This is a genomic window from Streptacidiphilus pinicola (assembly GCF_003258295.1).
Lineage (GTDB): Bacteria > Actinomycetota > Actinomycetes > Streptomycetales > Streptomycetaceae > Streptacidiphilus > Streptacidiphilus pinicola.
Map to the genome: position 1 here is coordinate 1 of NZ_QKYN01000216.1, position 10,491 is coordinate 10,491.

The 10,491-nt window shown below is 70.3% G+C and carries 14 protein-coding genes and 2 pseudogenes; 9 read left to right on the forward strand and 7 right to left on the reverse strand.

Annotated elements, in window-relative coordinates:
- The first annotated feature begins 107 nt into the window (after positions 1-107).
- From DN069_RS37405 to DN069_RS42170, 4 genes and pseudogenes are all read left to right on the forward strand, one after another.
- Entirely contained in the window at positions 108-290 is a 183-nt protein-coding gene (locus tag DN069_RS37405; protein ID WP_111507711.1) for a hypothetical protein, read from the forward strand.
- A 333-nt stretch (positions 291-623) separates the two neighbouring features.
- Positions 624-827, forward strand: coding sequence for a hypothetical protein (locus DN069_RS37415; protein ID WP_133260175.1), 204 nt, complete (start codon positions 624-626; stop codon positions 825-827).
- A gap of 92 nt (positions 828-919) precedes the next feature.
- Positions 920-1,222 (forward strand): annotated as a pseudogene (locus DN069_RS42165) (MrpF/PhaF family protein); the annotation flags it as partial.
- Between the two features lie 398 nt (positions 1,223-1,620).
- Positions 1,621-1,887 (forward strand): ester cyclase, encoded by a 267-nt coding sequence (locus DN069_RS42170; protein ID WP_243640311.1) that lies wholly within the window; start codon positions 1,621-1,623, stop codon positions 1,885-1,887.
- A 55-nt stretch (positions 1,888-1,942) separates the two neighbouring features.
- On the opposite strand, the gene DN069_RS40710 is transcribed toward DN069_RS42170, so the two are convergent.
- The 5 genes and pseudogenes from DN069_RS40710 to DN069_RS37445 all read right to left on the reverse strand — a co-directional run.
- Positions 1,943-2,110 carry a hypothetical protein gene (locus tag DN069_RS40710; RefSeq protein ID WP_165845813.1) on the reverse strand — a complete coding sequence of 56 codons (168 nt, stop codon included), beginning with the start codon at positions 2,108-2,110 and terminating at the stop codon, positions 1,943-1,945.
- Positions 2,111-2,129: 19 nt separating this feature from the next.
- Positions 2,130-2,483: a PRC-barrel domain-containing protein gene (locus DN069_RS37430; protein ID WP_424556362.1), complete on the reverse strand. Its 354-nt coding sequence runs from the start codon at positions 2,481-2,483 to the stop codon at positions 2,130-2,132.
- A 187-nt stretch (positions 2,484-2,670) separates the two neighbouring features.
- Complete coding sequence (locus DN069_RS37435; protein WP_111507716.1) at positions 2,671-4,206, reverse strand: CYTH and CHAD domain-containing protein; 1,536 nt, start codon at positions 4,204-4,206, stop codon at positions 2,671-2,673.
- 55 nt (positions 4,207-4,261) lie between these two features.
- On the reverse strand, positions 4,262-4,858 hold the full coding sequence (locus tag DN069_RS37440; RefSeq protein WP_243640312.1) for a TIGR03086 family metal-binding protein: 597 nt from the start codon (positions 4,856-4,858) through the stop codon (positions 4,262-4,264).
- 177 nt (positions 4,859-5,035) lie between these two features.
- A pseudogene (locus DN069_RS37445) lies at positions 5,036-5,299 on the reverse strand (MFS transporter); the annotation flags it as partial.
- Positions 5,300-5,429: 130 nt separating this feature from the next.
- Between DN069_RS37445 and DN069_RS40715 the strand changes: the two are divergent.
- Positions 5,430-5,597, forward strand: coding sequence for a hypothetical protein (locus DN069_RS40715; protein WP_165845814.1), 168 nt, complete (start codon positions 5,430-5,432; stop codon positions 5,595-5,597).
- Between the two features lie 110 nt (positions 5,598-5,707).
- Here the strand turns inward: DN069_RS40715 and DN069_RS37450 are convergent, their stop codons facing one another.
- Positions 5,708-6,403, reverse strand: coding sequence for an HAD family hydrolase (locus DN069_RS37450; protein ID WP_111507717.1), 696 nt, complete (start codon positions 6,401-6,403; stop codon positions 5,708-5,710).
- Positions 6,404-6,591: 188 nt separating this feature from the next.
- On the opposite strand from DN069_RS37450, the gene DN069_RS37455 reads away from it, so the two are divergent.
- Together DN069_RS37455 and DN069_RS37460 are read left to right on the forward strand one after the other, a co-directional pair.
- Positions 6,592-6,765 (forward strand): hydrophobic protein, encoded by a 174-nt coding sequence (locus tag DN069_RS37455; protein WP_111507718.1) that lies wholly within the window; start codon positions 6,592-6,594, stop codon positions 6,763-6,765.
- Positions 6,766-7,430: 665 nt separating this feature from the next.
- On the forward strand, positions 7,431-7,784 hold the full coding sequence (locus tag DN069_RS37460; protein WP_111507719.1) for a helix-turn-helix transcriptional regulator: 354 nt from the start codon (positions 7,431-7,433) through the stop codon (positions 7,782-7,784).
- An 82-nt stretch (positions 7,785-7,866) separates the two neighbouring features.
- Here DN069_RS37460 and DN069_RS37465 read toward each other — a convergent pair whose 3' ends face one another.
- Positions 7,867-8,595 (reverse strand): STAS domain-containing protein, encoded by a 729-nt coding sequence (locus tag DN069_RS37465; protein ID WP_243640313.1) that lies wholly within the window; start codon positions 8,593-8,595, stop codon positions 7,867-7,869.
- A 448-nt stretch (positions 8,596-9,043) separates the two neighbouring features.
- Between DN069_RS37465 and DN069_RS37470 the strand changes: the two genes are divergently transcribed.
- Positions 9,044-9,406 carry a helix-turn-helix transcriptional regulator gene (locus tag DN069_RS37470; protein ID WP_111507721.1) on the forward strand — a complete coding sequence of 121 codons (363 nt, stop codon included), beginning with the start codon at positions 9,044-9,046 and terminating at the stop codon, positions 9,404-9,406.
- 34 nt (positions 9,407-9,440) lie between these two features.
- The gene (locus DN069_RS37475) at positions 9,441-10,346 is read left to right on the forward strand and encodes a SigB/SigF/SigG family RNA polymerase sigma factor (protein ID WP_424556363.1); all 906 of its coding nucleotides are present in this window, start codon (positions 9,441-9,443) and stop codon (positions 10,344-10,346) included.
- Positions 10,347-10,491: the final 145 nt, after the last annotated feature.

Consider the following 10,491-nt stretch of genomic DNA (forward strand, 5'->3'; position numbering starts at 1 on the left):
GGCGGCGGTGGCGGGGAGCATCGCGGTCGGGTGGGACGGGAGCTGAAGTCACGGCCATCGAAGCCTCCTGCCAATGCGGGGCGTTGTGGGCGCCTGGGCGCCAAGTCGTGCTACCGGCGGGCGCCGTCTCGCTGATCGACCTGCCCCGGCAGGTGGTCTTCGTCGACCGCACCCGTCAGGAGATCAAGGACGCACCCGAGTTCACGACCCTGATCCAGCCTCCCGAGACCGACTACCTGGATCAGCTCGGGGGCTACTATGGCTCGCTCTACGGTCACCGCGGTCTGTGAGCCTGCGGGCCCCAGTCCCGAACGGGGAGGTGTGATGGGCCGGACCTGGGCGGCCCTCACTGCATGGGCGGTGCTGCTGTTCGCCCTCGAATGCGTCTTTGTGAGCACGCTCGAACCGGCTGAGCTCGCGCCGGGCGCCAGCGCTGCCGCTGTGGGCGCGGCCGGGGCGGCGGCCCTGTCTCGCCTGGAGCGGGTGCATGCCGGGCCGGTCGCCAGGCTCGCCGCTGCTCTGGCCGTGTGGCCGGGCACGCTCCTGGCCGACACGGTGCTTCTGGTCCGGTTGGTGGCGGTGAGCCTGGTGAGCGGCCGCCGGTCGCGCGGTTCCCTCCGGAGGTGCGACTGCTGCCCGGGGCCGGTGTGGCGTGGGCGTCCGCGCTGATCTCCGCCACGCCGGGCGGCTGTGTCGTGGGTGCGCGGACCGAGGACTGGGCCGAGGGCGCAGCGACGGCGACGGTGCTGACGGTGCACCAGGTCTTCCCTGAGCCCCCGCCCCTCGATCGGGCGCTGACGGAACGGTTGCCGCAGGAGCAGCGGTGAACGCCTGGACCCTGGCCGCCGCCCTGCTCATCGTGCTGGGGATCGGTCCCTGCATCGCCGTGGCCGGGCGTGGCGACCCGTTGCAGCGACTGGTGGGCGCGAGCCTGGCGAGCGCGGTGTTGGTGAGGGTGCTGCTCCTGCTGGCGCAGGGCTTCGGCCGCTCCTCGTATGTCGACGTCGCGCTGGTGCTGGCAGTGCTGGCCCCCGCCGGAACGCTGGCCTTCACCCGGCTGCTGGGGGAAGACGCGCGGGTCGCCATGCCCGCTCAGACTCCCGCCGAGCTGCAGGCGTTCTTCCAGCAGGCGGTCAACGACGGCGCCGTTGATGCGCTCGTCGCCCTGTACGAACCCGAACCCGCCTTCGCAACCAGGAACGGCGACCCGGCCGTCGGCGGCGCCGCGCTGCGAGCGCACCTGACCGGGCTGTTGGCGGCCCGACCGCACTTTGACAAGGTCACCACGACCATGGTGTTCGAGACCGGCGACATGACCTGCTCCGACTGGTCAGCCACCGCCATGGACCCGCAGGGTGCCACGTTTGCCATGGCCGGTCACGGCACGGAGGTCGCCCGGCGTCAGCGGGATGGGACCTGGCTGCTGGCAATCGACAAACCCGTGGGGTACCCGGTGACCGACGCCGACGCCGACGCCGACGCCGACGCCTCCGTCGATGTCGTCCGCCGCTGCACCGACCGCATCAACGCCCATGACTGGGACGCGGTCGCCCCCTCACCGTCGAGCCGCTCCGCACGGCGGTGCGCGACGGCCTCTGGCGGGCCAACCCCGACCTGCACATGGACGTGGAATGGATCGCCGCCCACGGCGACCGAGTCTCCGCGTGGTGCTACGGCTCTGGAACCCACAGCGCAACCTGGGTGCTGCCCCCGTCCGTGGGCGGGTTCGCCGGTCAAGCCCTGGCGCCGACCGGAAGGCGGTGGCGCTCGGCGTGCGCGGTGACCTACCGCATCGCCGACGGCCGCATCGTGGACGTGTGGGGGATCTGGGACTGGCTCGACCTGCTCAGCCAGGTCGGCGTGGTGACCATCGGACCTTCGGCATAGCGCCCGCAGCAGGACGCGCGCGACAGTTCGTCGGACGCCACCGACAGACTTTGGGTCAGCGGGCGGGGCGCCGGCCGCCGCGGCGCAGCCGTAGGACGCTCAGGAGGAGGGCGATGGCGAAGAGCGCGATGCCGACGATGAGCAGGTAGAACAGTCCCTTGGCGACGGTGCCGACGATGCCGAGCGCGATCGCGACGATGACTAGCAGCAGTACCCAGACCATGGGGACGCCCCTCCCGGGGTCAGCGTCGGGCCAGGCGGCGTTCGCCGCCCGCGCCGGGGACGTAGGCGAGTTGATAGTGGGCGAAGACGGCCTGTTCCTGTTCGGCGGCGAGCACGCCGTCGGTGTCGATGGCTGGCGCGTTCTTCACCAGAGCTTTGGGGAAGGCGACTTTGACGTAGCCCGGGCCGAGGACCGCGCCGGTCAGCGGCACGAACACCAGGCGGCGTCTGGTGGGCAGGCCGACGTTGAGGGTGCCGAAGGATGGCTCGTCGGTGGCGGTGTCGACGTATACCGACTCCAACGTGCCGATCTTCTTGCCCTTCTCGTCGACGACGTTGTGCTCACGCCACTCCCGGATGTCGGCACTGTCCATGATCGGCGCTCCTGTTGTTGCCGCCGCCCGGTGGGCGGCCATGTGGGGCGTCTACCCCGTCTTCGGGGCAACGCACGTGGTCCTTGGCTCGGCCTCACCTGGACGGCTCTGGGGCGCGGGCAGCTCGCCGAGGGGCGCATGGTCTCGAACGGTTTCTCCGCCCGGGCCGTCCGCCGCAACCCCTGCTTCACAGCCCCGCCGCGTCCCGTGCAGCGGCGATGTCCGCGGGGGAGTCGTCGCGCTGATGGGAGCGAAGGAAGCCGAAGGCGAAGGCCTGCGCCGGGTGGGTGCCCTCCCGTTGGGCCAGCTCGGCCAGGGCCTGTTCGGCGGTGCGGGCGTCCTGGTGCCGGCCCAGTCGCTTGTGGATCTCTTTGTGACGGCGTTCCTGCCGCTTCGCGTCGGAGCCGAGCACGGGGCGCAGGGCGCCGGCCATGTAGCGTGTCCGTTTTGCTGCCTTGCGGGCGCGGTGCAGCGCCTCGTCCTGCTGATCGCCGGCCGGCAGCAGGATCGCCTTGCGCATACGGCGGCGCGTCCGTCGAGTCTCGTGGCGAAGGATCCGCTCGGCGCGCCGAGCGCCTGGATGCTTGCCGTCGCGCAGCGGGGGGTCGGCCACGAGGTCCTCCAGCCGGTCCAGGAGGGTGAAGTACCGGGGCGAGGACAGGGCGTCCAGAAGCGAGCGGTGCGCGAGGCGGCAGCGCCGGTCGAGAGTTCTGCGCAGCTTCCGTTCTGCCTGCTGCGGCGCGCAGTCGGCCGGTAGGCTCCGGGCCTGCGAGGTGAGGCGTTCGCGCAGTGCCTCGGGCTCGCGGTACTCGCCGAGCCGGTGCCCGAGCCAGCGCAGGTCCGTTGCGAGAGCGGCCACCCGGCCGCTGTCGAAGAGGCCCTCGCAGCCCCGCAGCACGCTGCGCAGTCGGCGGGTCGTGACACGCATCTGGTGCACGGCGTCCGGCTCGTCCAGACGGACGCTCGGTTCGAGGCTGGCCAGGTGGTCGGCGTGCTGCCGCAGGGCCGAGACGACTGCCGCGGCCGTGCTTCCCGCGCCGTCGATGTCGGCCCGTTGCCGAGGCTCGACCTCGACACCGGCCGCGCGCAGGGCGCGGGCCAGCTTGATGCCCTCTTCGGCGCGCTGTAGCCCCTGGGCGTTCAGCTCCTGGGCGGCCAGGGCTAGGAGGTCTTCAGTACCGCCCGTCAGTTCGACCTCGAGCTCGTCCCACGTGCTCAGCTCGACGGCTGGCCCCGGCTTGCCGGCATCCGAGCCGGGTGGGCCTGTGGCGGCGAACACGTGGGCCGCGACGTGGTCGGCGGCCAGCTCGGCGAGCTCTCGTTCCTCACCGTCCGTCCAGACCGCACGCCGCCGGTGGGTCAGCAGGTGGGCCGTCGGTCGGAGCCGCTGCCCCCGCGCACAAGCACAGGCGAGCTGCTGCAGGGCCGGTGGTACCTCGTCCTCTGGACCGCTTTCGTCGAGCGGGCGCCTGAACTCACGGCGACCCCCGTGCCCGTCCGGGAGCTTGAGATGCCACCCCGGATCATGGCCGCCGGTCCGACGTCGCAACGTCGCACCACGACGAAGCAGGCCGTGGTCGGCCGTGTCGAAGTACAGCGCGTCCAGGATCTCCGTCTCGCATGTCTCCGTCCGTGCCACACCCGGGGGTCGGACGGCGGTCAGCTCCTGGCTCAGAGCCCCGTCGAAGGTGATCTCGCGTTCAGTGTGTGCATCCGTGATCATGCGCGGCGTTTGCCCCGCTCGCTCAGCCCTACACGGGGTACCAGTGAGGGGGCGATCACCGGACCGGCTCCGTCCGCGTCCCCGTGAAAGGTGTGCCGGCCTGTCGGCCGGTCAGGGCCAGCAGCCGCGTCTGCCAGCCGGGTCCCTCCGGCACGGGCAGCGGCGGGTCGAACAGGCCTGAGCCGGTCAGGCGGTCGGCATAGTCGGACACCTCCCACAGCGCGAACGCGACGAGGAGGGCGGGCAGGCCTTCGTCGGTGCCGATGGCGCGCGCCAGATCCCAACTGTGCACGACCAGGTCCATCGTCAGCTGGCTGACCAAGTCACGAGCCGGGGCGGGGCCGGACCACAGAGTCACCGTGCTGTCGAGCGTTTCGGTGGCTTGGATGGCCTCCTTCGCCTCCGTGGCGGCCCGCTTGAACGACAGGACCGGGTCGTCCCCGAGCTGGTCCCCGTCCAAGCGGTCGCCGACGGCCGCGGCCGGGGCGCCCGACAGCAGCAGGGCGAGCCACTGCTCCTGCACTGCGACGTGGTTGACCAGATCCCCCACGTTCCAGAGCCGACAGGGCGTCGGCAGCCCCCATTGATCTGGCTCGACTTCCCGAACCAGTAGGCCGAAAAGGTTCAGCGCTGCGCAGTGGACGCGAGGCAGGTCGGTGACATTGTCCCCGTGGTGACCATGGCGTTCTCCTTCACATGGCCCCGGATGTTCGCATGATGCCGAAGTGATCTCCGGGCAAGGCGGCTGCCCCGCCGGCGGCGGTCCAATCCTGAGTGGTGGCGCGTGCTCGTAGAAGTCGGTGAGGTGCGAGCGGCGACCTGCCACTGCTCATGGGTTTCCGCTCCGGGCGGTTACCGCGGTCAGGGGCTTGGCGATCGACTCCAGGCTTCGGCGTTCGGCCCGCACCCCGATGGCTGCCTCCACCAGACCGGCCGCGACCATGAGGGCCGCGCCGATGCAGAAAGCGAGCGTCGTGTCGGTGGTCTTCCCGCTGCTGACGAGCCCATTGAAGAGCAGCGGGCCGGTGATTCCGCCCAGTGCCATGCCGACCGCATAGAAGAAGGCGATGCACAGCGCCCGGGTCTGGGGCGGCGGTGTCGCGCGCCTGCCCCGTCGCGAACCTCCCATGCGTACAGACCCCGCCCGGCGGCTGACCGGTTCGCCGGTGGGCTGCCCACGTGTCTGCGCTGATTTCGGTGTCCCGGGGGCGAAGTTGGGGCCCATGCGCACCCCCGATGAGCACGACGAGGCTCAGGTTGACGACCAGACGCGGGAGCGGTCCGCAGAGCAGCGGAACATCCCTGTGCCGAATCCAAAGGATGTCCGGGCCAAGGGCGATGACGATGACCAGGACGAGAGTGAGCCGTCATCAGCCGATGACGAGGACTGACCGGCCGATCAGGTGACGTGGAGTTGGAGCGGTTGCATCCGCTTCTGTCGTTGAGCAACGGTCGGTGCGGACGGCGGTGCGATCACTGGAAAGTGATCGAGGCGCGCGGCTTACAGTGCGTGGGCGGGGTGCAATGCGGCCGGATCGGCGAGCAGGCTGGCGTCCAGGTAGTCGGCCAACTCGCCGACGTCGCGATAGATCTGGGCCGCTCCGGCGTCTGCGAGCTCGGTCCGGGACCAGCCGCCGCTGAGTACGCCCAGGCACGGTACCCCCGCCCTGTGGGCCGCGTGGACGTCCCAGGCGGTGTCGCCCACGAAAACGGCGCGCCCGGCGTTGGCGCCCGCCTGCGCCAGTGCTTGCTCGACCAGATCCGGTGCCGGCTTGGCAGCCGCCACATCGTCGGCGTGCACCTGGTCGGCGATCGCGTCGTCCGCGTCCAGCACTTTGCGCAGTACCTCGACCTCCTGAGCGCTCGCGGAGGTGGCAAGAACGACGGTCCAGCCGCGCTCGGCGCAGGCCCGCAGCACCCGGCCCGCCCCGGGGAGCGGTTCGAGTGACGGCCACTGCGCGGCGTACAGAGCCTGGTGCGCCGCATCGAGTTCGGTGTCGCCGTCGCAGTCGCGCTCTGCACCGAGCAGATGGTCCAGGAGTTCGCCGGCGCCGAGGCCGATCGCCCGGTGTATCCGTGCCATGGGCAGGTGGTGCCCGCCCTGGCGCAGGGCCTGCCACCAGGTCACGGTGTGCAGGTAGGAACTGTCGACGAGGGTGCCGTCCACGTCGAAGAGCGCTGCCGCCGAATTGCTCATCACCGAACTCCTTCGCCGATGGCGCCGTGTCTGGAACGAGCGCCTGCCCGCGTTCGCGTCGGTCACTCCTCCCTGATCGGAGGCACGTTGGACGCGGACCGTGGACGTCGACACGGCACAGGGCCGGCAGGGCCCGTGCATGGACATCGGCGGGACGGGCAGATGCGCCGCAAGGAGGTTGGTATCTCATGATCGTCTTGATTCTCGTGCTGCTGCTCGCCCTGCTCCTGGGCGGCGTCGGCTTCGCCGTGCACATCCTGTGGTGGGTCGCGCTGGCGGTGCTCGTCTTGTGGCTCCTCGGCTTCCTCTTCCGGGCCGGGGAAAGGGTCGGCGGCGGACGAAGCCGCTGGTATCGATGGTGAACAAGGCCGGCTCCGAGCCGGAGGACCTCAGTCCGTCGCGGTGAGAATCCCCGCGGCGGGGGAGCTGAGGTGCTGCTCGCCCCACCGGTCCGGTTGGTGGGCGCGGCGACGTCCAGCACGCTCACCGCGACCACCGGCCACATGCGCGGCGCAACCCATGCAGCGCCCGCGCTTCCACGCGAGCAGGCCAGGAAGGCGCTGGGGGTACAGGCCCTGGATGCCCCCATCTCCGTCGACTCCCGCTCGTGCCACGCCCCACGCCGCCGATCGGAGCAGCCGGTGGCGGGAGACGGGGTCACACGGCCCACCTGGGGCAGGTGCGCGCTGCGGGGCCAAGCGCCCCCCGTGGAGAGTTGGAGCTACACCTCGACGCCGAAGATGGCCTCTTCGACGGTGCGCCCCAGTCTGCCAGACGGGTTGACGGTTCGTCGGGGGCGGGAAGGGCGGCGCCGAGGCGAGCGCGCAGGAACGAGGCGAGGCGGTCGAGCTCGTCCCTGGCCGTCCGTCCGCCTTTTCACGGGAGAGGACACATACCTCGCGCGATGGGGACGGATCGCGGTCGCAGTACGCATCTCGCACACCGCCCGGGTTCGCGAGCCTGAGCATTGCACGAAAACAGTGTCAGACCTCCTGAAGCGTGAAACGGGAATCGTACGATGGTGAGTATGGAACACGTACCAGACGCGCGCGCGACGTGGACATTCCTGACCAACCATGCCCGGGTTCTGGTGCAGATCTGGCGCGACCCAGGGGTACGGGTCCGCGACATCGCGGCCCGTTGTCTGCTGACCGAGCGCGCGGTTCAGCGCATCATCACGGACCTGGAAGACGGCGGCTACCTGACCCACACCCGTGTCGGACGCACCAATCGTTACCAGGTCACAGCCGCCCGTCCCCTGAGGCACCCCGCCGACGCCGGACCCACCGTCGCTGAGCTGCTCGCACTGCTGACCTCCCATGAGCCGGCCACCGCCGGCCATGTGGACGGCGCGCCCACCGCCGCCCGCGGCGAGGCCTGAACCCGGTCAGAGCTGCTGGAGCTCAGCGCCGGTGCGAACCAGTGCCGGGCGCCGAGTAGCTGGCGCACCGAGCGGTTGGCCGTTACTCCTCGCGGGCCGGGGTAGACGCCGAGCGCGCCGTAACTGGGGGCAGGTGTGGCCTGCTGACCGTCGCCAGGGCGGCCTCGCGGCTGGGATGGGTGGGGAACAGCGGGCCGGCACCGGTGATGTCGAGGACCCGTGCGGTCTGCGCGGGGACGGCTGCGAGGTGGACGGTGACCGCGCGCTCTTGGGCTGCCGCGTGCAGGCGCAGGAGCGCGTTCAGTCCGGTGGAGTCGAAGAAGGTGACGGCGGCCAGATCGACCACCACGGCGCGGATGGCGCCCAGAGGGGAGTCTAGGGTGACGGCAGCCGCGGCACTCAAGTCAAGGTCGCCGGCCAAGGTGTAGACCAGGACGCCGTCGGCGTGCAGCTCGTGGTGACACGTGGCCGCACAGTTGGGTGCGTCGGCAGGGCCGCGCTGACCGGCCAGAGCGTCCGCCCCCCGTGTCGTCGCCGGGGGAGCCGCTTCGTCGTCGGACGCCGGGGTCTTGGGCGTGAGCGCCGAAACTTGGCGGATCTCGGCGAGCGGAAGCGCGGGCCCGCCAGCGTCCGGGTGATGCTCGGGCGGGAACGGGTGGTCGGGGTGGTCTGCCCACTGCGACGCGATGTCCTGCAGCTCCTGCCACAGGGCCAGGACACGCTGCTCCTCCATACGCAGGCCGTTGGGCAGCTCGCGGTGTTCCTCGGCGAGCTGCAGATAGGCGTCCAGGCCGAGAACGGCCCGCTCCACAGTGCCCAACCGCGGATTCACACGCCCGGACGCCGCGGCGTGACCGTTGTTGCTCGCCTGGACAAGGCTGTCACTCTCCCCCGGCCCGGGGAGAGGAGGGGTACCGAGACGGGCACGCAGGAATGTGGCGAGCTGGGTGAGTTCGCTCCTGTTCATCGGGTTCGCCTCCTCCGTTTGGTGCGGACAGGCCGGCGCGCGGGAGCCGGCGACGGCGCGCAGTCGGCTGCCGAGCACCAGGCTCCGCCCAGGCCAGGCAAGCTGTCAAGATTTACACGAAAGAATTGTCGCTCTTCACAAAGCACGAAATAGCTGTCGCGCGATGGCGCGCGAGACCGGGTCCCGGTCCGGCTGGGGCCAAGTCTCGGGCCGCGACGGGATCCGGTCAACCTTTGCGTGAAATCCATATCCGTCTTTACAAGACGTGAAATAGATGTCCTATGATGACTCCATGGAGCAGATGCCGGGTCCCCGCATGGGCTGGACGTTCTTGACCAATCACGCCCGGGTCTTGGTGCAGGTCGCCCGGGACCCCGGTGTGCGGGTGCGCGACATCGCCGCGAACTGCCTGCTGACCGAACGCGCCGTGCAGCGCATCATCAGCGACCTGGAGCAGGGCGGATACCTCACCCACACACGGGTCGGTCGAGCCAATCGCTACCAGGTCACCGCCACCAGTCCGCTTCGGCACCCGGCCGACGCCGGTCCCACCGTCGCCGATCTGCTCAACCTGCTCGCCGCTCACCAAGCCGGCAGCGACGCACCGGCGGCCGGCGAGGAAGCGTCCAGCGGCATCGCGTACAGCGCCGTGTGAAGCCGGGCCAGGCCGCGGCGCTGGAGCGCCTCGCCTGGCCGTCCGTTTCGAGGAGGGAGAAGAGACCGTGACACCGGGAGCCCCTGAGTCAAACGAGCAGCGCCGAACGCTGAACCACGACTCATCAGGCACATGCGCCCTCGACACCGACCTGCCCCCGATCTCGTGCGACCCGGTCACCTTGGATGTTCTCGAGCTGCGCGCTCTGACGGACGTGCTGTTCCTCCGGTTGCAGGAGCTGGAGGAGGGCACCGCCGCCTACTCCTATGTGCGCAACACCCTGGTCGAGCTCAACATGAGCCTGGTCCGCACTGCAGCGCAGCGGTTCACGCACCGCCCCGAACCGCTGGAGGACATGCTGCAGGTCGGCGTGGTGGGCCTGATCAAGGCCATCAACGGGTTCGACCCCGGGCGCGGAGTGGAGTTCGTGACCTACGCCATGCCCACCGTCACGGGCGAGATCAAGCGGTTCTTCCGCGACACCAGCTGGTCCGTCCACGTACCGCGCCGCCTGCAGGAACTGCGTCTCCACCTCGCCAAGAGCAGCGAGGCGCTGGAGCAGGAGCTCGGCCGTGAACCAACCACCGCGGAACTCGCCGCCCGACTGGACGTCACCGAGGAAGAAGTGAGGGAGGGGCGGATCGCTGCCGACGCCTACACCGCCGGAACCCTGGCTGCCCCCGTTGGCGACGAGGACGAGGACGGTGGCCCTCTGCAGCGCCGACTCGGCGTCATCGACACGGACCTGGAGAACGTGGTTGACCTGACGGCACTGCGTCAGATCCTGCCGGAGCTGTCCGAGGCGGAACGCCGTCTGCTCAAGCTGCGCTTCGTCGACGACCTGACCCAGGCTCAGATCGGGGAGCGGATCGGTTGCTCCCAGATGCACGTCTCCCGCCTGTTGTCCCGCATACTCGCCGGGCTAAGACGCGGTTTCTAATGGCTCGCTGACCGGGGCGGGTCTGTTCAGCGGACCATGAAGCGGCTCAGCTCGTGGGACTCAGCCCGGAGCCGGTCCGGTCGTGCTCCTGCGCTGGCGGTGTCCGATGCAGGACCCGGCACCTGAACGTCCTTGTTGGCTTGCC

Bases quoted from the DNA above. Each gene is read 5' to 3' on its own strand.
- DN069_RS42170 (WP_243640311.1), top strand. From the start codon at position 1,621: ATGGACGTGGAATGGATCGCCGCCCACGGCGACCGAGTCTCCGCGTGG.
- DN069_RS40710 (WP_165845813.1), bottom strand. From the start codon at position 2,110: ATGGTCTGGGTACTGCTGCTAGTCATCGTCGCGATCGCGCTCGGCATC.
- DN069_RS37430 (WP_424556362.1), bottom strand. From the start codon at position 2,483: ATGGACAGTGCCGACATCCGGGAGTGGCGTGAGCACAACGTCGTCGAC.
- DN069_RS37435 (WP_111507716.1), bottom strand. From the start codon at position 4,206: ATGATCACGGATGCACACACTGAACGCGAGATCACCTTCGACGGGGCT.
- DN069_RS40715 (WP_165845814.1), top strand. From the start codon at position 5,430: ATGCGCACCCCCGATGAGCACGACGAGGCTCAGGTTGACGACCAGACG.
- DN069_RS37450 (WP_111507717.1), bottom strand. From the start codon at position 6,403: ATGAGCAATTCGGCGGCAGCGCTCTTCGACGTGGACGGCACCCTCGTC.
- DN069_RS37455 (WP_111507718.1), top strand. From the start codon at position 6,592: ATGATCGTCTTGATTCTCGTGCTGCTGCTCGCCCTGCTCCTGGGCGGC.
- DN069_RS37460 (WP_111507719.1), top strand. From the start codon at position 7,431: ATGGAACACGTACCAGACGCGCGCGCGACGTGGACATTCCTGACCAAC.
- DN069_RS37470 (WP_111507721.1), top strand. From the start codon at position 9,044: ATGGAGCAGATGCCGGGTCCCCGCATGGGCTGGACGTTCTTGACCAAT.